Here is a 23846-nt window from a genome sequence, read left to right as displayed (position 1 = left end):
ATAAGGTCTCCCATGATTGAGCAATCTCCTGAATCTTTAAGCGATATCGAAGTTTTAGACATTTTACAGTCTATGAAAAAAGATAAGCTGGATACGGAAGCAAATGAGATTATCCGTAATGGGGGGAAAGCTGGTCGTCAAGAAGCACATAAACAAGCTTTGGTTGCACTGAATACAAGTTTTGAAGACAAGTTCGTTGAAGCTGTGACATTGGCATTGGGCTTGAATTCTGGTCAGGCTAAAAAAATCCGTTATAAAAAAGACCGTATTCGCATTTTAAAAGCGCGTGGAATTGATTATTTAGCCATTGATGGTGCAGAAACTGCACAGGTACTTGCTCAGGTTGCACAGGCCATTGGTCGTGAAGATGCGACGGTGACCCATGACTTGCACAATATTTTTCCATTTTGGAAAGAAGGCTGGCCAATGGTTCAATTTGACAATGCGTATAAGATTTTAGCAGAAGATATTACGATCCATTATCAAGCGACTTTGGATACATTGTTGGCACAACTCGGCGGAAACTAAGCGCGGATAGTAGCCCGTTCTGCTCATCGTCAAACATAACAAGGATTGTTAGTTTATGAGTTCATTTCCTCGTGTTCCACCTGAAGCATTAAATGTATTACGTGAAGGGCAGTTGATTGATGCCATCAAGATTACACGTGAGCAAACAGGATTGGGTTTAAAGGAATCAAAAGATTTAATCGATCAGTATTTGCAAGAACACCCACAAGAACAGGCCCATGTGCAGGAGCAGTTGGCGCAGAAAAGTTGTGGTGGAATAAAGGTTATTGTCTTTATTATTGTGATATTGGCTGTTCTGATCTGGTTTGTAGTGAAATAAATAAAGCCCGTAAATCGGGCTTTATTTTTGTTCTTTGCTTAGTCTTCGGAAGTGGTGAGAGACTCATTTTCCTGACTTGGTAAAACTTGGGTGACAAGTAATTGATCAATTTTATAATGGTCAATATCGACCACTTCAAACTTGAATCCAGCATATTCTACGGCATCAGCAGGACGCGGGATTTTGCGGAGGCGATACATGATAAAGCCAGCAATAGTTTCGTAATTCTCATTTTCAGGAAACTCTTCAATTTCCAAAACATGTTTGACGTCTTCGATTGGTGTGCCACCATCAATGAGCCAGGAATGATTGTCGCGTTTAATAATCTGCTGTTCTTCATCCATTGGAGTGACCCAGTCACCCATGACCGTGATCATGATATCACTTAGGGTAATCACGCCAACAACCAAGGCATATTCATTAATGACGACTGCAAATTTCTCTTTGGTTGAGCGGAAGCGGTCTAGTAATTCTGACAGGGTTAAGGTATCTGGAATCATTAACACATTACGAATGGTTGATTCATTCAGTTGTGTAAAAGACTGTTTATTGAGAATACGGACCAGAATATCTTTGGCATCGACATAGCCGATCACCTGATCAATATGTTCATTACAAACTAGAAATTTTGAATAAGGATATTCGCCCAGTTTTTGACGAATACTATCTTCAGGTTCTGTCAGGGTGAAAAACACTACATTTTCACGTGTGGTCATACTTGAAGGAACAGTACGTTCTTCGAGTTCAAACACGTTTTCAATAAAATGATGTTCTTGCTTTTGTAAAACCCCAGCTTGTGCACCTGCATCCATGACCGCTGAAATATCATCAAAGGTAATATTGTCGTCACGAATGGTATTGACCTTGAATAGGCGGAATAGCAGATTGGCAATCGCATTGATGCCCCATGCCAACGGCTTGCAGATTTTAATAAAAATCTGAATCGGCTCAATCACGCTAATGGCAATTTTTTCTGGCGCAATCATTGCCAAACGTTTTGGCATAAGATCGGCAAATAAAATAAATAAAGAGGTGACCATGGTGAAGGAAAGGGCAAAACCAATCGTCTCTAACCAAGGGCCTGAATAAACCCGTACAATCAGGTCAACGAAGAAAGGTCGGAAGGCTGCTTCACCGAGAATACCACCTAAGATTGCAACAGCATTTAAACCAATTTGCGAGGCTGCGAAGAAGTCAGCGGATTGTTCTTGTAGATCTAAAACTTTTTGTGCGCGGGTTTCGCCAGATTCGGCCAAAATTTTTAATTTAACTTTTCTAGCGCCAGCGAGAGCAATTTCTGTGAGTGATAAAAAGCCTGCTGCTGAAATAAGCAGGGCGATAACAATAATATTTTGGAAGAGACTCACACATCACCTGTGTTGCATATTATTATGAATATGTTGTAACACAAAAAAGAACAGAGGTAATCAAATCATTACCTCGTTATAACAATTTCGCTTAAGAAACAAGCATATCCATAGGGAATTAAATATTATTATAGAGCAATATTTTAGTATTGTGAAAACTGTGAGTTATTTAACAGAAATTCACGATTCTCTTCCTCGATCATCTGTCGTGCAACAAACAGGATAAGCTGTCTTAACCAACGATGTGCAGGATGATGATGCAGTAAAGGACACCAAGCCATTTTTAATTCAAATTCAGGAATATAAAATGGAGGATCCTTTATAACTAGTTTTGGATTCTGTGTTTGCAAACGTGCCATACGTGTTGGCAAGGTCGCAATCAAATCTACATTTTGTGCTAACAGCGCTGGCATTTGATAATGACGGGTAAACACTGAAATTTTACGACGTTGACCAATACGTTCTAAAGCTTGATCAATCCAGCCAAGACCTGCCTGTTTATCTGGATTCACACCGAAGCCCACACCCATTCCTGTTTTTGATACCCAGATATGCTGTGCATCTAAATAGCTTTTCAGGTTTAAGTGAGTCACAGCAGGGTGTTTGTCATTTAAGATACAGCTAAAGCTATCACGCCAGACCAGAACCTGATGGAAACTTTGTGGAATTTCATTGAAGCGGTTAATGGCGAGATCAACTTTACCTTGCTCCATGTCTCGATAAGACACGTCACTCGGCGTTAAGAAATCCAGTACAACATTTGGCGCTTCCGAGCGCAATGCCTTGACAAGGCGAGGCACTAAGGTTGCTTCGGCATAATCCGAAGTCATGATACGAAACACGCGAGTACTGGTATAAGGACGGAATTCAGTACGCGGCTCTAAAATCATGGAAAGATCTGACAGCGCATCGCGAATACGAGGTTGTAATTCCAATGCACGTTCAGTAGGCGTCATACCTTCAGAAGAGCGAATCAGTAGGGGATCATTAAATAAGTTACGTAAACGACGTAAAATATTACTCATCGCAGGCTGGGTAACACCGAGTTGCTCTGCGGCGCGTGTGACATTTTTTTCACGAAGAAGTACGTCAAGATAAATTAATAAATTAAGATCGACCCGCTCCAGATTCATAAAAAAAATACCGAAAATAAAATCCTTAAATTGTGTTGAATTATGACATATCTAAAGCCTTTTGTGTAACTTAATCCTACATAAAAGCAACAGCCATAAGGTGTGTCATGGAACTTGGCACATTGAGTTAATTTATTAAATTTAGATTGGTTGATTTTAGCTCAATTACTTTTTTGGAGCAGGCATAAAACAGGGTAGAAATTTATATCTTTTTACGATTTGAGCGCCTGTTTTTTCGCATTTTTTGAACTGATCAGTCTAGAAAAATGGCCTGAAATAGGGTTTTTATACATTTTGGTGTATCTTGAAAATTAATTAAAAACAATTGCTTATGTCTTATTTTTGAGGGTTTTGATAAAAGCCTATACATACATTTTCTAAGAAAATACTGAAGATTAAGCCAGAATATTGGATAAATCGCTTGCCAAAGACTAAGCTTTGATTCATGTTGATGAGGCGCTTGAAATCTAGACTAAATAAAATCAGGATTTTTAGCCCCCGTTCGATGCCAATCCTCAAAGGAATAGATCATGACTACATATCAAACAGCGATTGATGCAATCCGCGAATTAAAAGCAAAATTTGGCAATACTTGGGCAGATATTAGTCCTGAAGATGCTGCTCGTATGCAACTACAAAACCGTTTCAAAACTGGTTTAGACATTGCTAAATACACAGCTGCGATTATGCGTCGTGATATGGCTGCTTATGATGCCGATTCTAGCAAATATACTCAATCATTAGGTTGCTGGCACGGTTTCATCGCACAACAAAAAATGATTGCGAACAAAAAATACTTCGGTACAACTGAACGTCGTTATATCTACCTTTCTGGTTGGATGGTTGCTGCACTTCGTTCAGAATTTGGTCCACTTCCTGACCAATCAATGCATGAAAAAACATCTGTTCCTGCTTTGATCGAAGAAATCTACACTTTCTTACGTCAAGCTGATGCAAAAGAATTAAACGATTTATTCCGTGCACTTAAAAAAGCACAAGAAGCAGGTGATACTGCTAAAGCGGCTGAAATCACTGCTCAAATCGACAACTTTGAAACTCACGTTGTGCCAATTATTGCTGACATCGACGCTGGTTTCGGTAACGAAGAAGCGACTTACTTACTTGCTAAGAAAATGATCGAAGCTGGTGCATGCGCACTTCAAATCGAAAACCAAGTATCTGACGCAAAACAATGTGGTCACCAAGCTGGTAAAGTAACTGTTCCACACGAAGATTTCATTGCTAAAATCCATGCATTACGTTATGCATTCTTAGAAATGGGTCTTGATGACGGTATCATCGTTGCGCGTACTGACTCTGAAGGCGCTGACTTGACTCAAAAAATCCCAGTGGTTAAAGAGCCAGGCGACATCGCTTCTCAATATATCAGCTACTTAGACACAACTGAAATTGACATCGCTGATGCTCAAGAAGATGAAATCCTGATCAAGCGTGATGGTAAATTACATCGTCCTAAGCGTTTAGCTTCTGGCTTATATCAGTTCCGTCCTGACACTCAAATTGACCGTGTTGTACTTGACTGTGTATCTAGCCTTCAAAATGGTGCTGACCTTCTTTGGATCGAAACTGCGACTCCAAACGTAGAAGAAATCGCTCACATGGTTAACCGTGTACGTGAAACAGTTCCAAATGCGAAGCTTGTTTATAACAACAGCCCATCATTCAACTGGACTTTAAACTTCCGTCAACAAGCTTACGACCGTTGGGTTGCTGAAGGTAAAGACGTTTCTGCATACGACCGTGCTAAATTAATGAGCGCTGAGTATGACAATACTGAATTAGCTGCTGATGCTGATGCTAAGATCCGTACTTTCCAAGCAGACGCTTCTCGTGAAGCGGGTGTGTTCCATCACTTGATCACACTTCCGACTTACCACACTGCTGCTCTTTCTACGCATGAGCTTGCACAAGGTTACTTCGGTACTGAAGGTATGTTGGCTTATGTTGCTGGCGTACAACGTAAAGAAATCCGTGGCGGTATCGCTTGTGTTAAACACCAAGCAATGGCGGGTTCTGACATCGGTGATGATCACAAAGAAATCTTCTCTGGTGACAACGCACTTAAAGCACATGATGATGCTAAAAACACAATGAACCAATTCGCTGCTCACTAAGCACTGAACTGATTCAAAAAAGACCCTGCGAAAGCAGGGTTTTTTTTATTGTTTAAAGGTTTAAAGAATGTATGGCTCAAAATAAATCTTTGATTTAGGAAAGGTGAGAAACAGTTTTTTATAATTATAAATGAGCAGAAGTGTTGTATTTGAAAAATGAATAAAGATAGGTGAGCGAGCTTTTTATTTATTAGAGAAATGGATGCTAAAAGAATGATAGAAAGGGGGGAACTGTTGAAAAATATAGATATAAAAAAACTGCTCATCAAGAGCAGTTTTTTTATTGAAGAAATAAAAACTTATTTCTCAACACCTGCTGGTTGACCTGCAAGTTTAGCATTTGCATAGTCCCAGTTTACTAAGCTTTCTAAGAAAGTCGCGATGTATTTTGGACGTAAGTTACGGAAGTCGATGTAGTAAGCATGCTCCCAAACGTCGATTGTCAATACAGCGATTTGACCGTGAGCAAGTGGGGTGTCTGCATTGGCAGTTTTAGTAATAGATAATTTACCGTTTACTTCGTCAGCAACTAACCAAGCCCAACCTGAACCGAATTGAGTTGTTGCAGCAGCAGTGAATTCTTCTGCAAATTTTTCGTAGCTACCAAAAGCTTCGTCGATTTTCGCTGCAATCGCACCTGTAGGTTTACCACCACCGTTTGGCTTCATGCTGTTCCAGTAGAACGTGTGGTTCCATACTTGAGCAGCATTGTTGAAGATACCTGCTTTAGATGCATCACCAGCAGAAGCTTTGATGATTTCTTCTAAAGTTTTACCTTCAAGGTCAGTACCTTTGATTAAGTTGTTTAAGTTAACAACATAAGTATTGTGGTGTTTGTCGTGATGGTATTCTAAAGTTTCGCGAGTGATATGTGGCGCTAGATCGTCATAGCCATATGGAAGTGCAGGTAAAGTAATGGTTGTCATGTTTCATTCCTTGCAAATTTGCTGGGTTTTACATTAAGTGCTTTTATTGTAAATGATTCTGCATGCAATAGGGCAGTCTTTTAATACACAAAATATGCAAAAAATTTCCATCTGAGACATATACCATACACAAGATAGAATTAGAGCCAATGGATCTTTAAGTTTATTTTTTTGATGACTCTAATCTACCTTGATCAAGAATAAATTTTTAACTTTATTATTTAAAATCAATTTTTTATTGCTTTTAATGCCTCATGGTAGCGGCGATTGACCTCCTTCCAATCCACGACGTTATAAAATGCAGCAATATATTCAGGGCGACGGTTTTGATATTTTAGGTAATAGGCATGTTCCCATACGTCCAGTCCTAAAATAGGGGTATGACCATGCATTAGTGGAGAGTCCTGATTGGCGCTGCTTTCTACTACAATTTTACCTACAGGTGTCACACTCAACCACGCCCAACCACTTCCAAAACGGCTAATCGCTGCTTTGGTAAAAGCATCCTTGAATGCATCAAAGCCACCGAGTTGCTGATCAATCGCTTCAGCAATATCACCTGTAGGCGCTCCGCCACCTTGTGGGCTCATGACCGTCCAGAACAGTGAGTGATTGGCATGTCCACCAGCATTATTGATGACCATGTTTTTAAGCTCAGCAGGAACTTCATTGACTTTGGCAACCAGTTCTTCCACTGAAAGTTTTTCCCATTCTGTGCCTTCAATTGCGCCATTAATATTATTGATATAGGTCTGATGGTGTTTACTATGATGAATTTCCATTGTCTTGGTATCAATATTGGGCTCGAGTGCATCATAAGCATAAGGAAGTGCAGGTAAAGAATAGGCCATGTGTTTGATTCCTTTTGTAATCAATGTAGTTTTATAACGATGGATTAAAGCGCTTTTATTATTTATTTAAATACAAATGATAATCAATACATTTATTGGCTACTTTTTTATCGGTGAAAATGAATTAAAAATAAATTTTATTTATAGGTTGGATGGGGGACGAGTAAATGGTCTAAAGCACGTACTTATTTACGCTTTAAAATCTGGCTGTAGGTTGAATAGGGATACTTGGGATCAGCAGATAATTGATCTGCATGGTACTTGAGGATTGGCGAAATGCAATTGAATGAAAAGAGTCTCACTCAATTGCATAAACTTGAGAAAGTTTAGATCGGATTGTTGAGTTCAAAATATTCAGATTCAATGGCAAACTGCGTTGCAATTGCTTGTGCTAAACGCTGAACACCATAACGTTCAGTCGCATGATGACCACAAGCAAAATAGTGAACACCTAATTCTTTGGCTTCATAGAAAGTACGTTCACTGACTTCACCAGAAATATAGGCATCGCAATTTTCTTGCGCTGCTTTGCCAATAAAATCCTGAGCTGCGCCTGTGCAAAAGCCTACTTTTTGGATCGTCGTTTTATCAGTTGGCAGATGCATAATGTCAAAATCAAAAATAGCCTGTAATTTTGCCTTGAATTGCTCGGGACTCAATGCATTGTCTAAATAAGCAATATTGCCAATTGGATGTTTTTCCGATGCATCCAGTGCTTCAAGATTATGTAAACCGATTAAATCAGCAATCGCTGCGTTATTGCCCAAGCTTGGATGCGCGTCTAAAGGCAGATGATAGGCAATCAAAGAAATATTATTTTGAATCAGTTTTTTAATGCGATTGCCACGCATGCCTGTAATCGGGTAGGGTTCGCCTTTCCAAAAATAGCCATGATGAACCAGTAAAGCATCTGCCTGTTGAGCAATGGCTGCATCAATTGCATCTTCAGAAGCGGTCACAGCACATAAAATTTTATTGACCTCGGCTTTGCCTTCAATTTGTAAGCCATTTGGCGCATAGTCTTTAAACTCATTTGCTTTTAAAGTTTGATTACACCAGTGCACAATATCATGCAAATTTGCCATGCGATTCCTCAAATGATTAACAGCTTTTATAGACGTCAATAAAAACATATTTTTAAATGTAACTAAAGCTAGACAAAACTTTTTTAACTTTTGCATTGATTTTAAGCAATTTACTTTACAATAGTGGAAACTTCCAGTTCTTCAATAAATTACGTTCATAACATAATTTCGCCTAGAGGATAATAGACGTGCGCCGTGCATTTACATGGTTACCTTGGGTATTACTCATTCTTGTTATATTTAGTTTTCTGGCTTGGCAGAAATCACATCAACCGAAACCAACTGTTGCGGCTGATGGGGTAAAAATGCCAGCAGAAAAGGTTGAGCCTCTCATTGATACATCACGTGCAGGTGGGGTGGTTTCCTATAGTGCTGCGGTCAAAGTGGCTGCGCCTGCCGTGGTGAATATTTTTACCACGCAGAAAGTAAAACAGATGAATCATCCATTATTGAATGATCCTGTATTTCGCGAGTTCTTTGGCAATCAAGTGCCGCAACAGCCTCAAAATGAAAACAGTTTGGGTTCAGGGGTGATTGTACGTGCAGATGGTTATATCCTCACAAATAATCACGTGATTGCTCAGGCTGAACATATTGTGGTGGCGTTACATGATGGTCGCCGTGCTGAAGCGAAAGTGATTGGTACAGATCCTGATACGGATTTGGCTGTGATCAAGATCGAGTTAGATAAATTGCCAGTTTTACCGTTCAAATTGAGTGGTAACGAAGTGGGGGACGTGGTGCTCGCGATTGGTAATCCATTTGGTGTTGGTCAAACCGTAACTCAAGGGATCATCTCAGCGACGGGCCGTTCTGACTTGGGAATCAATACCTATGAAGACTTTATTCAAACCGATGCAGCAATTAACCCGGGTAACTCTGGTGGTGCATTGATTGATGTGGCGGGGAATCTGATTGGTGTTAATACAGCGATCTTCTCTCAGTCAGGTGGTTCATTGGGGATTGGTTTTGCGATTCCTGCGAAAGTTTGTCAACAAGTTCTTAATTCAATTCTGAAAGATGGTCGTGTAGTTCGTGGCTGGTTAGGCATTAGTTTAATCCCAAATAATCTCGATGAAGATGTCTTGGCTGCTAAACCGATTGGTGTCACAGTTGCTGATGTATTGCGTGAAGGGCCTTCAGACGTAGCTGGAATTAAACGTGGTGACAAGATTATTCAAGTCAATAATGAGCAGATTTCTTCCGCTTCACATTTAATCAACTATGTGGCTTTGCAAGATCCAGGAAGCTTGATCGATGTGGTTGTTGAGCGTGAAGGGAAGCAGCAAACCTTACAGGTGAAAGTGGGCGAGCGTAAAGTCCAGCAAAATGCACAATCTCAATATATTCCGTTGCCGAAACATCAGTAATAAAATTGATGATTTCTATCCAATCAGGGTCGCTTAAAGTGGCCCTTTTTGTAGGTACAATAAAAAAGCTTGCTGACGATGAGGTCAGCAAGCTTTTTGCGTTTTGTAGTTTTTTTATTTTTCATTAAACCATTCAATTTTTATCTTTTTATGACAATTTTTTGATCATTAGATGACAAGTGTAAAACACTGACATACTTGTTTAGTGTGCACAGAAGGCTTGATTGAAATATTCAAACAGATCAGGTGTTTGAAACCAGATCAAGATTGAAATACTGATTAAACAAAGCACACATCCAATCAGTAAAATTTTAAAATTTCGTTCAATATTAGTCATGAATAACAGCCTCTTCATTCACGAAAAGATGAATCACCACACCAAAAGCACTTAACAGCAAACAGGCAAGCCAGATCATATTGTAGTTGCCTGCGAGATCATGATTGACACCACCTAACCAGCCACCAAAGAATGAACCGATTTGATGGGTAAAAAACACAATGCCGCTCAACATTGATAAGTATTTTACCCCAAACATATTGGCAACAATACCATTGGTTAATGGTACGGTTGAAAGCCATAACAATCCCATGATGATACCAAAGCTATAAACGGTAAATACACTGAGTGGTAATAACAGGAAGGCAATGATTGCGATACCACGTAGGCCGTACAGTAACATCAGCAGTTTAGGTTTTGAATAACGATCACCTAACCAGCCAGCTCCATAGGTCCCAACAATATTAAATAGACCAACCAGTGCCAAGAATATGGTGCCTGTGGTGGCATCAAAGCCATGATCGATCAAATAACCCGGTAAATGCACACCTAGAAATACCACTTGGAAACCACAAACCAGAAAACCTAAGGATAACCACCAAAAAGGTTTGTGCTTGCTGGCAATTTCTAAAACCTGTTTAAAGCCGAGACTGGGTTGATTCAGTGCTTTCGGTGCCATCGAAGTAGGGGATTTTAATAACCATGCCAAAGGAACAATGAATGCAATCGCGAATGCACTGACGAGGAGTGCGGAGGACCAGCCAATGCTTTTAAGTAGCAGCAAGGTTGATGGCAACATGATAAATTGACCGAATGAACCGGCGGCACTGGCAATCCCCATCACCATACTGCGTTTTTCTGGCGGGGCCGCACGACCTACGGCTGAAAGCAGCACGGTAAATGACGTTGCCGATAAGGCTAATCCAATCACAAGCCCCAAACTGAGATTAAGCAACAATCCTGTCGAGCTAAATGCCATCATGATCAAGCCGATGGCATAGAGTAAACCACCTGCTGCAACTACTTTCTTGGTGCCATATTTATCTGCAATTGCGCCTGTGAAGGGCTGTGCTGCACCCCAAATCAGATTTTGTAAGGCGATGGCAAAACTAAAAATATGATGTCCCCAGCCAAATGCATCACTCATTGGGACAAGGTACAAGCCAAAGCCATGACGTACGCCGAGAGAAAGTGCAAGGATTAGTGCACTTCCGATCAACATATAAATCAACTGTTTCGAAAATTGTTGGTTTGACATTGTTGTTATGATCATAGAATAAGTGAAAAGTATTTTAAAATACTTCTGTTTATATTTCGATTCTAAAAAGCGATTAGAGTTCTATTCGTTGGAACAAGTTGTTTCCCATTAAAAAATGTCAGGAAATAAAAAAGCAGCTGGGATTGCTGCTTTTTTATGAGCGAAGATGCTTAGAAACGATAGCCGACACCGACATAGGTGATTAATGGGTCGATATCAATTTTGGTATTGGCACGAATCAACTCTTTACCTGTATTGGAGTCTGAAATAGTGATTTTTGCATCGCTACTCATTGGTGCATATGTGACAGAACCTACAGCAAACCAGTTTGGATTAAAATCATAAGTCGCACCTAGAGTCGCCATTGGTGCCCATGCATCATCTGCTTCAACTTTAATTTTAGGGTTGGCTGAGGAGGTCTTGCCATCAAGTGCAGCGCCTGCTTTGTTGTCGAGTACATTCTGGATCATATGACCAGCAGCGACTAAATCATTGCTCACATTTCCATCGAGTTTTAAATGGGTGAAATGAGCATACATGACACCTACGCCAATGTAAGGTCTGAATTTATTAACGCCTGATTTACCAAATTGATAATGAATTTCTGCAGCTGGTAACCATGCAGTTGCTGAAGCAGCTTTTTTACTTTGTGATAGATTGGTAATAGGAATATCTTTTTTAAGAGGTAAATCACCTCCAATAATTAATCCAGCATCAATGATTCCCGCAACTTTCCCTGGTGTATCTGTACCCGTTAAAGGCGCGTAAATTTGTCCTTCGCCTTTGATATCAACTTTTGGCGGGATGCCTGCTTTAACTTCAAGTGAAATATTATCGGTAAAGAAATAATTTGCCATTATGCCTAGCGTATCAACATTATCGGCGGTTAATCCCGTTCCTTGGGCTTGCCAATTAGATAGGCCATTAATAGTCGCTTCACCAGCAACCTCACCGTTTAAATATCTTTTTCCATCAGAACCTTCATGTGTAATGAGTGGTTTTGTCAATGGATTATTTACCAGTTTTTCTAAGGTATCGTGTTTTTTCTTACCATCCGCAGTGGATTGATCTACAGCACCAAGAACTGAGTCCACAGTAATATCGCCAACTTTAGATTTTGTTCCTTCAGCTACGCTAGTATTGATATTAATTGGATTACCATTTCCTTGTGGCATGGCATGCAACCAACCAGCAGAAACTGAAAAGCGCTTAAACCCATCACCATCTTTTAAACTGAAATAAGGTGAATTTGCGAAAGTAATTGTTGGTAGGGTACATAAGCCTGTAAGCAGGCAAGCAAATGACTTCTTCATCATCTCGGGACTCCATGTCCTAAAGTTTGTAAGGATTTTTCTTGCGCCCACGATAACTCTTTTTTAAATCTGCTTTGTTTAGTTAAAATAAATAATTGTTATGCTTGTGAAATTTTTTGTTTAATTTAAATAAATTAATGAAGGAATTATGAAGACATAAAAAAAGCTACCGAAGTAGCTTTTTTTGAAAAAATTAAACAAAATAAATTACATAAAACGAGATAAGTCTTCTTCAGGACGTGCAGTTAAAACTTCGATGCCTGTTTTTGTTACCAAAATCGTATGTTCGTATTGAGCAGATAATTTGTGGTCTTTTGTGACAACTGTCCATTTATCGCCTAAAAGCTTGGTTTGCCAAACACCTGCGTTGACCATTGGTTCAATTGTAAAGGTCATGCCTGCTTCCAGACGCATACCCGTGCCTTTTTGCCCATAATGCAAAACTTGTGGTTCGTCATGGAAGACATTGCCGATACCATGACCACAGTATTCACGGACAACACTGAAACGCTCAGATTCAACATATTGTTGAATTGCATAACCGACATCACCCAAGTATGAGCCGTCTTTTACAGTTGCCATGCCGCGATACATCGCTTCTTGAGCGACTGAACACAAACGGTTTGCAAGAATAGAGGTTTCACCACCCACGATATACATCATGTTGGTATCACCGTGATAACCATCTTTAATGACTGTTACATCGATATTAAGAATATCGCCGTTCTTTAAAATTTTATTTTCAGAAGGAATACCATGACAAACTACATGGTTGACCGAAGTACAAATAGAATGTTGGAAAGCAGGACGACCTGGCGCTGCGCCGTAACCTACACAAGCGGGAATCGCTTGCTGTACATTTTCAATGTGATTGCGACAGATTGTATCGAGTTCTAGTGTGCTCACACCCGCTTTAATATGCGGTTTAATCATGTCTAGAACTTCAGCCGCCAATTTGCCAGCAACACGCATCTTTTCAATTTCTTCAGGTGTTTTGATTAATCGACGAGGGGCTGTATAAGTTGTATTCATGATCTCTAAAAACTTTTGGTAATTTGCAAGCGTCTATGGTATAAATAGCCGCCTATTTTATCAAATGCTTTTCGTGAATATATTTTACGAAATTATCTGATAATAATAGTCGTAAAAAAATCCGCACATATATCGACACATTACTCTGGGTGCCTAGCAATAGGTGGAGAATGCGGATATATGGAGGCCTAACCCAAACTTTAAGGTAAAGAAAATGGCAGATTACAACGTAAGCATGCGCGACCTTCTTCAAGCAGGCGCACACTTTGGTCACCAAACTCGTTTCTGGAACCCAAAAATGCGTCAATACATTTTTGGCGCGCGTAACAAAATTCACATCATTAACCTTGAGCACACTGTTCCTGCGTTAAATGATGCTTTGAACTTCGTTAACAACCTAGCGAGCAAAAAGAACAAAGTATTATTCGTTGGTACAAAACGAGCTGCTTCTAACATCATCCGTGAACAAGCTCAACGCGCTGGTCAACCATATGTAGATCACCGTTGGTTAGGTGGTATGTTGACGAACTGGAAAACACTTCGCCAATCTATCAACCGTTTAAAAGATCTTCAAACTCAATCTCAAGACGGTACTTTTGCTAAGCTTACTAAACGTGAAGCTTTAGAGCGTACTCGTGAGATGGAAAAACTTGAACGTGCTTTAGGCGGCGTTAAAAACATGGGTGGTTTACCTGACGCATTATTTGTAATCGACGTTGATCACGAAGCGATTGCAATCAAAGAAGCGAAAAACTTAGGTATTCCTGTAATCGGTATCGTTGATACAAACTCTAACCCAGACAACGTTGATTACGTTATTCCGGGTAACGACGATGCGATCCGTGCAGTAACTTTGTATGCTTCTGCTATGGCTGATGCGATTCTTGCTGGTAAAGAATATGCTCAATCACAAGCAAATGCACAAGCAAAAGGCGACGACGCTGCTAAAGACGCTTCTGAGGCTTAATGCGTTTTGACGCAAGCTTGTCATTTTTGCGACATGTAATGGTGGCAGATTAAAGCGTCGAGATTGCAAACGGCCCAGAGATTCTTTGGGCCGTTTTTGTTGAACAGATTTATTTTCTACCGATTTTAGGAGATCAACATGACTGCAGTTACTGCGAGCATGGTAAAAGAATTACGTGACCGTACTGGTCTTGCAATGATGGAATGCAAAAAAGCATTAACAGAAGCAGACGGTGACATCGAACTTGCGATTGATAACCTTCGTAAATCAGGTCAAGCAAAAGCTGCTAAAAAAGCAGGTAACATTGCTGCTGATGGTGCGATCACTATCATCCAAAACGGTAACAAAGCAATCCTTGTTGAAGTTAACTGTCAAACTGACTTCGTTGCTAAAGACGAAAACTTCAAAAACTTCTCTGATAAAGTTGCTACTGCTGCACTTGCTGCAAACGAAACTGATGCTGCGAAAATTGCTGAACTTAAGCTTGAAGACGGTGCGACTGTAGAAGAAGCTCGTGTTGCACTTGTTCAAAAAATCGGTGAAAACATTCAAGTTCGTCGCGCTCAAATCGTTGAAGGCGAAAACTTGGCTATTTACAAGCACGGTTTAAAAATCGGTGTTGTTGTATCTTACACAGGTGATGCTGATACTGGTAAAGGTATTGCAATGCACGTTGCTGCGTTCAACCCAGTTGCAGTAAATGCTGAAGCTGTTCCAGCTGACTTGATCGCTAAAGAGAAAGAAATTGCTGAAGCGAAAGCGTTAGAATCTGGTAAGCCAGCGAACATCGTTGAGAAAATGGTAACTGGTTCAGTTGAAAAATACTTGAACGAAGTTGCTCTTGATCGTCAAATGTATGTTATCGACAACGACAAGAAAGTTGCTGACGTATTGAAAGCGACTGGTACTGTTGTAGCTCAATTCGTTCGTTTCGAAGTGGGTGAAGGTATTGAGAAGAAAGCTGAAATGAGCTTTGCAGAAGAAGTTGCTGCTGCTCAAGCTGCTGCGAAGTAATTCGTATCTTCTAAAAAACCCAGTCATTATGACTGGGTTTTTTTATTGTTTTAAAAAAGCCCACTTCATAAATGGGCTTTTAAAAATTATTTAAGGCTTAGTCAGCTTCTTTTTTGAGCTCGTATTTGCTTGCCAATTCACCTGTAATTTCTTTACCTTCTGTATCTAAAGCTTTTAGATAACCTTCAGCAACGAAATATTTACGGCCATCACCAGCTTTATCCAATGTAATCACTGATGTGTTTGTAGTATCAAAGGCGAAGCTACCTTTACTTTCGAATGCTTTACCATCGCCTTTACCTAAATATTTTTCTTTTAACTCAAAGGTCTTGTCTTGATTTAGTTCAAGTTCAGTCTCAATGCCTTCGCAGTCAGCGCATGGAAGTACGCCTTTGTAGGTACCATTCCAGTCGAGAGAGTTTTCCGCTGTGTGCGCACTATCAACAGCTTCATGCGTTGTTTCTGTTGTAGTCGCTGCTGGTGGAGTTTGCTCGTCAGTTTTTGGTGTTTCAGCCTTGTTACATGCCACAAGGAAAATAGACGCTAGAGAAATGGCAATAATTGATTTTTTCATCTTGGATATAACCTTATTCGAAAGTATTGATATCCAAGTTATTAGATTTTAAAAAGAAATGGAAGTAAGGGAATGTAAGGGTTGTTTAACCTTTGGTAAAGCAAGACAAGTTTAACCTTGTCTTGCTTTGAAGCGAGGATTTGATTTGCAGATGACAAATAGCTTGCCGCGACGTTTCACAATCTGACAATCAGCACTACGGCGCTTTGCACTTTTAAGGGATGAACACACTTTCATTTTTGATTCTCTGAATTTAATGTAATGTTATAATATTACATTAAGATGGGTGTGTAAAGTTTGTCTCGTTGTAAAAATCTAAAGGGGGGTAAAAGCTTTCATTTCTAGATTGATAATTCTTGTGTCGTATATAACCTTAGAATTACATAAATATAAGCAGAATTTTAATTTTTATAGATTAATCAACTGGTAGTAGATATCCCTTTTTTATCCGTAATGGGGGGAGATTTTATAAAATATCATTAGGTCTAAGTGAAAAATTGATGTGTTCACGCACTAAGGTTTGCATGGTCGGGATAATATTGCGAATATCTCCACGTCTCCACTGAAAAGCATAATGTAGTGATGGTAAAGGTGGATCACTTTCAAGTTGAATGAGTGTTGTCCCGACTCCATTTTCCATCCAGCCTTTGGGTAAAAAACCAATACCAACACCTTCTCGAATCATGCCAGCAACAGCACTCCAATTATTACAAGTAATGCGCTTAATTTCATGAATATTTTGAGTTAAAAGCCAATCATCTAAAATACGGGTTGTTCCTGCTCCAGCAGGTAGGGTGACGAGCGTATGCTGAGTTAATAGACTCATTAAGTCTTGAGGTGAGGTTTGATCGAGTAATGGTTCGGCGATCATCCATACAAAATCAGCTTTCATAATAGACTGAGATAGAATGCTGCTTTTAGATGATCTGCCTGCCATGATTGCAAAATCGAGTTCGCCTGCATCTAATTTTCGTTCAAGTACTGCACCCACATCAACATAGGGCTCTAAATGTAATAGGGGATGTTCTTTTTGAGCAATCGCAATAAATTTTGGTAGCCATGTCAGTGCTGATAATTCTCCCACACCAAACTTTAGTCTGCCGTTTAGCCCCTTTTGGTCATTTATATTTGTAAATGTCGTTTGTAGTGTTATGACCGCTTCAAGTACTTTGCTTGCCATGCTTAATAAGCGTTCTCCATCCTCGGTTAAAACGGCTCGATGTCCACTACGATCAAAAAGTTGGTGATCTAAAACACATTCTAATTCATGAATTCTTTGCGATAACGATGAAACGGATATATGGAGACGTTGGGCTGCTACAGCAAAATTGACACACGTTGCTGCCCAGTAAAAAGCTTCAAGTTGCTTAATGGTAGGAGAAGACATTGTTCGATTTTTCCGAATAACTTTGTTTAAATAATATCGCTTTTATTTATATTCCTCTATCACTATAAAGTAGGTTATGGGAAATGGATGAGCGATTTATGAACGCAAATAAGCAGAATGTTCAAGGAGGAGAGATGCCCTCCAAGAAGATACCTAAAGTTTTAGAAGATATTTTGTGTTTACAGGATTTTGAGGAAAAAGCACGTCAAAAACTACCAAGACCGATCTTTGGTTATATTGTTGGGGCAGCAGAGGATAATACGAGCCTTAGGGATAATCGTTCAGTTTTTAAAGATTATCGTTTTATAACTCAGGTCTTAACAGATGTTTCTCAGCGCCATCAAAAAATAGAGCTCTTTGGAAAAACTTATAATTCACCCTTTGGAATTGCTCCAATGGGATTAAATGCATTATCAACTTATCGGGGAGATGTCGTTTTAGCACGTACTGCCCAAGCTGCCAATATTGTTTCAATTATGAGTGGTTCCTCCTTAATTCCTTTAGAAACAGTGGCAAAAGCTGCTCCTGATACATGGTTCCAAGCTTATCTTCCTGGAGATACACCACGTATTTTGGCATTGCTTGATCGAATAAAGAATGCTGGTTTTAAGACATTGGTGATTACGGTAGATATTCCTGTCTCTGCAAATAGAGAAAATAATGTGCGTTCTGGTTTTTCGACGCCATTACGTCCAAGTTTGCGTTTGGCTTGGGATGGGCTTACCCGACTTTCTTGGTTATTTGGAACTTTTTTTCGCACATTTCTAAAACACGGGATGCCTCATTTTGAAAATTCCTTTGCCACAAGAGGTGCGCCAATTTTATCTGCGAATGTGCTCCGTGATTTTTCTGCAAGAGATCATTTAAATTGGGAGCATTTCAAACAGATTCGTCAATATTGGCAAGGGAATTTAGTGATTAAAGGCGTGCTAAGTGTCAAAGATGCACGTCTTGCAAAAGAGATGGGGGCCGATGGCATCATTCTATCTAATCACGGTGGTCGTCAGCTGGATGGCGCCATTTCACCTATGCGAATTTTACCAGATGTTGTTCAGGCATTAGGTTCAGATTATCCAGTCATGATTGATAGTGGTTTTAGACGTGGTTCAGACGTGCTCAAAGCGATTGCTTTAGGGGCAAAGATGGTGTTTGTGGGACGACCATTTAATTATGCAGCCGCTATAGCAAGCGATATGGGAGTTGAGCATGCAATTAACCTGCTGCGCGATGAAGTCGATCGTAATATGGCTATGTTAGGTGTTAATCGTTGTGGTGAGCTTAATCCTAGTGTGCTCATTAATTGTTTATCTTCAGATTAGATCGTTTTTACTTTTAATAATCAGTTTGAATTGTGACCTGTCTTATAGATGGAAACTATAGGCCATAGGGGTCATGCGCCTTAAATAAAGGATTATCAATATGCAAAATGTTCATGAAACAGAACAAGAAAAAGCCAAACGCCTAAAGAAAGTGGCAACAGCGACCATTGTTGGTTCAATGTTGGAATGGTATGACTTTTACTTATATGCCACGATGGCCTCTATTGTTTTTAGTAAAGTTTTTTTTGATAAATCTGATCCGAGTACAGCAGCAATAGCTGCCTTTGCAACCTTCGCAATTGGATTTATTGCTCGACCATTTGGCGGTATATTTTTTGGGTTTTTTGGCGATCGTTATGGTCGTAAAAAAATGCTTTATATTACCTTTTTGCTTATGGGGTTATGCACTGTCTGTATAGGTTTAATTCCAGGTTATGACACGATTGGTATTTGGGCTCCCATACTTTTAGTTTTTTTTCGTATTATTCAGGGACTGGGTGCAGGAGCAGAATTTGCTGGGGCTGCGATTACGTCTTATGAGCATGCATCGGATGAAAAACGTGGTCGTCAAGGCGCTTGGCCTGCATTGGGCTTAAACTTGGGCTTATTATTATCCTCACTTACTATTTTTTTACTTACTTTAAATGGAGATGAATTTTTATTAAATGGCGGTTGGCGTATTCCATTTCTATTAAGCTTTGTATTGGTGCTTGTTGGGGTGTGGGTAAGAAAAAATTTACCTGAGACACCAGATTTTGAACAAAAAATTAATGAAGATTCAAATGTTAAGACTGAAAATCCTTTTAAAAGTTTACTTAAAGCCAATCTAAAAGGAATTTTAGTGGTTTTGTTTGTGGCAATTGGATATAACGCTTTAAGCTATATTTTTAAAACTTTCTCTTTAGCTTATTTAACACAGTTCAAAGAGGTTACGGCGCATGTTACATCTTTATCGATTACGATCGCTAGTTTAGTTGCTATTGTCACTGTGCCATTCTTTGGGTGGTTATGTGATTACTGGAGCAGTAAGAAAGTGCTGATATTGGGTGGGCTTTTATCCTTATTATTCGCTTATCCATTTATGAAATTACTAGAGACAGGTCAAGATATCTTGATTTATATTGCTATTGCGATAGGAACGGGTATTTTGGCTCCGATGATGTTTGCTTCACAAAGCTCATTTTTATGCCGACAATTTTCAGTGGAAAATCGCTCTACTGGTGTGAGTTCTAGTCGAGAAATTGGTACAGCAATTGCGGGTGGTTTAGCTCCATTGGGTGCTTTAAGTATGGTCGCGGCATCACCAACCCACTCAACCGCTAGTGTCATCATTATTTTAGCAGCCGCAGCAGTCTTTGTTGTGATTGCAGCATTATGTGATCAGGGTTACCGATTCTCCAAACACAAAAATTAATATTAATCGTTTTGATAAGTGTTTGTTGTGAGATGTTATTTGAGTATTCGAATACGATGAGGTCGAGTCTGATCATATTAAATTAAGCTGATGCTATAACGAGGAACAAATAAAAAAGCCCTTATCGAAAGATAAGGGCTTTTTTGAATTTGGAGCGGGAAACGAGACTCGAACTCGCGACCCCAACCTTGGCAAGGTTATGCTCTACCAACTGAGCTATTCCCGCAATAGGACGCATTATAGAGAGTTTCATTCAGCTGTCAACTCTCTGGCATGCTAAGTGTTGAATTAATCAGCACGTCGCCAGATTGTTCCTTGACGTGTATCTTCCAAAACCACACCCTGATCCAATAAAGATTGGCGAATACCATCAGCTTTGGCAAAGTCTTTGGCTTTTTTTGCATCGACACGTTGCTGGATAAAATCTTCAATTTCAGCATCTGAAAGCGCTAGTGCTTCCTGACCAATATCTGATTTGAGGAAGTCATCAACATCATGCTGAACCAAGCCAAGAACGTCAGTTAAATGGCGTAGGGTAGAGTAAAGAAGCGTGGCTTGTTCAGCTTGTTCTTCTTTTACTGCACGGTTCAGTTCCTTATTGAGTTCAAACAGAACTGCCATTGCTTCAGCAGTATTGAAGTCGTCGCGCATCGCACTATTAAAACGCTCAACAAAGTGCTGCTCTAACGTCTCAGTGGTTTTTTGACCATAGACTTGCTGATAGGCTTTAAAAGAGTGATAGAAACGGCTAAGTGCTGTTTTCGCTTCTTTTAAGGCCACATCAGAGAAGTTGACTGGACTACGGTAGTGCGATGACACGATGAAGTAGCGAATCACTTCTGGATGGAATTTTTCCATCACATCACGGATGGTGAAGAAGTTGCCTAAAGATTTAGACATTTTCTCGCCATCAACGTTGATGAAGCCCACATGCATCCAGTAATTAACATATTGTTCGCCAGTCGATGCTTCACTTTGCGCGATTTCATTTTCATGGTGTGGGAACATCAGATCTGAACCACCACCATGAATATCGAAATGATTGCCCAAACAGCAAGTCGACATTGCAGAACATTCAATATGCCAGCCTGGACGGCCATTGCCCCAAGGTGAAGCCCAAGCCGGTTCATTTTCTTTGGCATGTTTCCAAAGCACAAAGTCAAATGGATGTTTCTTTTCAACTTCAACATCAACGCGCTCAGATGCACCCGCCTGCATGTCTTCCAGTTTACGACCAGATAGACGACCATATTTATCGAATTTACTGACTTCAAAATAAACATCGCCATTGCTAGACGGATAAGCAGCGCCTTTATCAACCAAGGTATTGATCATGCTTTGCATCTGATCAATATATTCAGTTGCTTTTGGCGCTTCATCAGGTGCAGCACAGCCCAAGTTTGCTGCGTCTTCATTCATGGCATTAATAAAACGTGTAGTGAGTTGCTGAATGCTCTCACCATTTTCATTGGCACGTGCAATGATCTTGTCATCAATATCGGTGATGTTACGGATATAGCGAACTTTCCAGCCCTGACTACGCAAGAAGCGAATGATGTAGTCAAATGCAACCATAACTCGAGCGTGCCCGATATGACAGTAATCATAAACAGTCATACCACACACATACATATCAATTTGACCTTCTTTGCGTGGGACAAATTCAACTTTTTTACGTTGCTCAGAATTATATAGAACAAAAGGTTGCATAAGGGTTTTCAAACACTCTACAAAAATCGTTATTCATCATAACGTATGCACCATATTTCATAAAGTTATCAGTAGAAAAAAGATGGTTTTGGTTTGCAATATTTTTCCTTATTCAAAACGTAGTTTGCTGGTCGCTCGAACTTGAGCTTTTTTTGCAAAATAATAATAAATCACTGCTGTTGCTAAAAGACCGACCAGCCAGGAAATATCAATACCACCTAATGCAGTGGCAATTGCACCTGTAAAAAACTTACTATGAATAAAAGGAAGCTGTAGTAAAACACCCATGACATAGCAGCCAATACCGATACTATTCCAGCGGCCATACTTTCCGTTCGGATCATATAATGCAGCTACATCGCACTCTTCTTTAGAAATAAAATAGTAATCGACTAAATTAATTGCACTCCACGGGATAAAAAAAGTGAGCAAGAACAGGATGAATGCTTTAAAGGTATTTAAGAATGTATGTTCGCCCAAGATTGCGATCAAGGTCGAAATAGCCACCATACCCAGTACGATACTTAACCGCGTGAGTTTGGAAATTTGATATTTTGGTTTGAAGCTATTCCAAATGGTTGCAATACACATGAAGCAACCATAGGCATTGAGTGTCGATAAGGTGACTTTGCCAAAGGCAATGCTGAAATATAAAAAAGTAATCACCAGTGCAGCAGCATTCATACCCACTACATATTGCACCTCATTCCCGACAAAGCCACCTTGGGAAATCTGCGCAATGAATACACCCAAGGTCATGGAGATTTGCGAACTGAGCAGTGAACCTAAACCAACCGCCAGAAAAACACGGGTGGAGGAGGTGTTTGTGGGTAAATATCTGGAATAATCCGCCACATAAGGACCGAAAGAAATTTGCCAAGAGGCCGAAAGCGAAATTGCCAATAAAAATGAAGGCCAGCTAAATTTTTGAACTGCGATTAATGCTGAGAAATTTGAATGAGTCAAAATCTGGCTCAAAATAATCACAAATGCAATGATGCCAATCACGCTGGCAACTTTTCCAACCCAGTGGATTAAGCGGTAACCAATGGTCGCAAAGATCACAATAAAAGAGGCGTAAATTAAAATACCAGTTGTACTACTGACATTGATCAATTGTGCGATCGCTTTACCTGCCAGTACCTCACCGGTGGCTGTAAATCCGATATACATCAGACAAACCAACAAGATTGGAATACAAGCACCATATACCCCAAATTGAACGCGGCTTGAAATCATTTGTGGAAGACCAAGCTTTGGACCCTGTGCTGCGTGTAAAGCCATCACAACGGCTCCGAAACATTGTCCAATCAATAAACCAATAATGGACCAAAATACATCGCCACCAAGCACCACTGCCAAAGCACCAGTAACGATTGCAGTTATTTGTAAGTTGGCTCCAAACCACAGGGTAAATTGACCAAATACACTGCCATGTCGTTCATGTTCTGGAATGAAGTCAATACTTCGGTTTTCAACAAACTGGTGTTTTTCTTTCTCATCCAATGAGCTCATCTTTTACTCCTGATCCATGAAGCATTGATTGTTATAGAAAATACATGATCTGGTTTTAGTGTGCTTATGTACAATCTAGTGTGTATATGTATATACAAGTTGTTTTAAATCTGGGCAAATTTATTTGTGTTAAGAAAGGTAAGTTTTCTATCCCTGATGAAGCTGTAAATCCTATACGGAAGAGAATGACGAAAATTTTGTATTTCACACAAATTCGTGATCGATGATTGCACGCCGAAAAGCTCTCCATTTTTCATGAAAACTTATACATTTAGAAACGTGCATAATTCACAGTTATGTTAGAATCGCCCTCATTCTTTTGATTAAAATCATCTGCCAATAGGTAGATAGA

At 39.8% G+C, this 23846-nt stretch carries 21 protein-coding genes and 1 tRNA gene; 8 read left to right on the top strand and 14 right to left on the bottom strand.

The window, feature by feature from the left end; genetic code table 11:
• Positions 1-12: 12 nt before the first annotated feature.
• Both PJ15_RS06285 and PJ15_RS06280 read left to right on the top strand, forming a co-directional pair.
• Positions 13-528 carry a hypothetical protein gene (locus PJ15_RS06285; protein WP_004773643.1) on the top strand — a complete coding sequence of 172 codons (516 nt, stop codon included), beginning with the start codon at positions 13-15 and terminating at the stop codon, positions 526-528.
• Positions 529-583: 55 nt separating this feature from the next.
• On the top strand, positions 584-847 hold the full coding sequence (locus PJ15_RS06280; protein WP_047428998.1) for a ribosomal protein L7/L12: 264 nt from the start codon (positions 584-586) through the stop codon (positions 845-847).
• A gap of 38 nt (positions 848-885) precedes the next feature.
• Here PJ15_RS06280 and PJ15_RS06275 read toward each other — a convergent pair whose 3' ends face one another.
• Together PJ15_RS06275 and PJ15_RS06270 are read right to left on the bottom strand one after the other, a co-directional pair.
• Positions 886-2214, bottom strand: coding sequence for a hemolysin family protein (locus PJ15_RS06275; RefSeq protein ID WP_004773640.1), 1329 nt, complete (start codon positions 2212-2214; stop codon positions 886-888).
• A gap of 143 nt (positions 2215-2357) precedes the next feature.
• Positions 2358-3347, bottom strand: coding sequence for a LysR family transcriptional regulator (locus PJ15_RS06270; RefSeq protein ID WP_004773639.1), 990 nt, complete (start codon positions 3345-3347; stop codon positions 2358-2360).
• Between the two features lie 530 nt (positions 3348-3877).
• On the opposite strand from PJ15_RS06270, the gene PJ15_RS06265 reads away from it, so the two are divergent.
• Entirely contained in the window at positions 3878-5482 is a 1605-nt protein-coding gene (locus PJ15_RS06265) for an isocitrate lyase (protein ID WP_004773636.1), read from the top strand.
• A 299-nt stretch (positions 5483-5781) separates the two neighbouring features.
• Here PJ15_RS06265 and PJ15_RS06260 read toward each other — a convergent pair whose 3' ends face one another.
• The 3 genes from PJ15_RS06260 to PJ15_RS06245 all read right to left on the bottom strand — a co-directional run bounded on the left by PJ15_RS06260 (position 5782) and on the right by PJ15_RS06245 (position 8344).
• Complete coding sequence (locus PJ15_RS06260) at positions 5782-6408, bottom strand: superoxide dismutase (RefSeq protein WP_004638474.1); 627 nt, start codon at positions 6406-6408, stop codon at positions 5782-5784.
• Positions 6409-6635: 227 nt separating this feature from the next.
• The gene (locus PJ15_RS06255) at positions 6636-7259 is read right to left on the bottom strand and encodes a superoxide dismutase (RefSeq protein ID WP_047428995.1); all 624 of its coding nucleotides are present in this window, start codon (positions 7257-7259) and stop codon (positions 6636-6638) included.
• Between the two features lie 326 nt (positions 7260-7585).
• Positions 7586-8344 carry a Nif3-like dinuclear metal center hexameric protein gene (locus PJ15_RS06245; RefSeq protein ID WP_047428992.1) on the bottom strand — a complete coding sequence of 253 codons (759 nt, stop codon included), beginning with the start codon at positions 8342-8344 and terminating at the stop codon, positions 7586-7588.
• A gap of 188 nt (positions 8345-8532) precedes the next feature.
• Here PJ15_RS06245 and PJ15_RS06240 point away from each other — a divergent pair, with 188 nt between their 5' ends.
• Positions 8533-9714, top strand: a complete 1182-nt coding sequence (locus tag PJ15_RS06240) for a trypsin-like peptidase domain-containing protein (protein WP_004773630.1) — start codon at positions 8533-8535, stop codon at positions 9712-9714.
• Between the two features lie 329 nt (positions 9715-10043).
• On the opposite strand, the gene PJ15_RS06235 is transcribed toward PJ15_RS06240, so the two are convergent.
• The 3 genes from PJ15_RS06235 to map all read right to left on the bottom strand — a co-directional run bounded on the left by PJ15_RS06235 (position 10044) and on the right by map (position 13594).
• Positions 10044-11264: an MFS transporter gene (locus tag PJ15_RS06235; RefSeq protein WP_413772461.1), complete on the bottom strand. Its 1221-nt coding sequence runs from the start codon at positions 11262-11264 to the stop codon at positions 10044-10046.
• Positions 11265-11419: 155 nt separating this feature from the next.
• Positions 11420-12565, bottom strand: a complete 1146-nt coding sequence (locus tag PJ15_RS06230; RefSeq protein ID WP_047428988.1) for an OmpW/AlkL family protein — start codon at positions 12563-12565, stop codon at positions 11420-11422.
• A gap of 204 nt (positions 12566-12769) precedes the next feature.
• Positions 12770-13594, bottom strand: coding sequence for a type I methionyl aminopeptidase (map, locus tag PJ15_RS06225; RefSeq protein ID WP_004773623.1), 825 nt, complete (start codon positions 13592-13594; stop codon positions 12770-12772).
• 214 nt (positions 13595-13808) lie between these two features.
• Between map and rpsB the strand changes: the two genes are divergently transcribed.
• Together rpsB and tsf are read left to right on the top strand one after the other, a co-directional pair.
• Positions 13809-14561, top strand: coding sequence for a 30S ribosomal protein S2 (gene rpsB / locus PJ15_RS06220; RefSeq protein ID WP_004652723.1), 753 nt, complete (start codon positions 13809-13811; stop codon positions 14559-14561).
• A 138-nt stretch (positions 14562-14699) separates the two neighbouring features.
• Positions 14700-15575 (top strand): translation elongation factor Ts, encoded by an 876-nt coding sequence (tsf, locus tag PJ15_RS06215; RefSeq protein ID WP_004773622.1) that lies wholly within the window; start codon positions 14700-14702, stop codon positions 15573-15575.
• A 97-nt stretch (positions 15576-15672) separates the two neighbouring features.
• Here tsf and PJ15_RS06210 read toward each other — a convergent pair whose 3' ends face one another.
• From PJ15_RS06210 to PJ15_RS06205, 3 genes are all read right to left on the bottom strand, one after another.
• Positions 15673-16149 (bottom strand): copper resistance protein NlpE, encoded by a 477-nt coding sequence (locus PJ15_RS06210; protein ID WP_004773621.1) that lies wholly within the window; start codon positions 16147-16149, stop codon positions 15673-15675.
• Between the two features lie 111 nt (positions 16150-16260).
• On the bottom strand, positions 16261-16386 hold the full coding sequence (gene ykgO, locus PJ15_RS18315) for a type B 50S ribosomal protein L36 (RefSeq protein ID WP_005231541.1): 126 nt from the start codon (positions 16384-16386) through the stop codon (positions 16261-16263).
• Between the two features lie 229 nt (positions 16387-16615).
• Complete coding sequence (locus PJ15_RS06205) at positions 16616-17536, bottom strand: LysR family transcriptional regulator (RefSeq protein WP_047428985.1); 921 nt, start codon at positions 17534-17536, stop codon at positions 16616-16618.
• A gap of 98 nt (positions 17537-17634) precedes the next feature.
• On the opposite strand from PJ15_RS06205, the gene PJ15_RS06200 reads away from it, so the two are divergent.
• Positions 17635-18855, top strand: coding sequence for an alpha-hydroxy acid oxidase (locus PJ15_RS06200; protein ID WP_047428983.1), 1221 nt, complete (start codon positions 17635-17637; stop codon positions 18853-18855).
• Between the two features lie 100 nt (positions 18856-18955).
• Complete coding sequence (locus PJ15_RS06195) at positions 18956-20269, top strand: MFS transporter (protein WP_047428980.1); 1314 nt, start codon at positions 18956-18958, stop codon at positions 20267-20269.
• 150 nt (positions 20270-20419) lie between these two features.
• Here PJ15_RS06195 and PJ15_RS06190 read toward each other — a convergent pair.
• The 3 genes from PJ15_RS06190 to PJ15_RS06180 form a co-directional block, all read right to left on the bottom strand.
• A tRNA-Gly gene (locus PJ15_RS06190) sits at positions 20420-20495 on the bottom strand.
• Between the two features lie 62 nt (positions 20496-20557).
• A complete protein-coding gene (gene cysS, locus PJ15_RS06185; RefSeq protein ID WP_047428978.1) occupies positions 20558-21979 on the bottom strand; it encodes a cysteine--tRNA ligase in 1422 nt (473 codons plus the stop codon).
• 108 nt (positions 21980-22087) lie between these two features.
• Positions 22088-23494: a purine-cytosine permease family protein gene (locus PJ15_RS06180; RefSeq protein ID WP_047428976.1), complete on the bottom strand. Its 1407-nt coding sequence runs from the start codon at positions 23492-23494 to the stop codon at positions 22088-22090.
• Positions 23495-23846: the final 352 nt, after the last annotated feature.

The sequence above is a fragment of the Acinetobacter sp. neg1 genome (genome assembly GCF_000788125.1).
GTDB classification, from domain to species: domain Bacteria; phylum Pseudomonadota; class Gammaproteobacteria; order Pseudomonadales; family Moraxellaceae; genus Acinetobacter; species Acinetobacter vivianii.
Note: the sequence above shows the minus strand (reverse complement) of the source record. Positions and strands in the feature narration are given on the sequence as shown.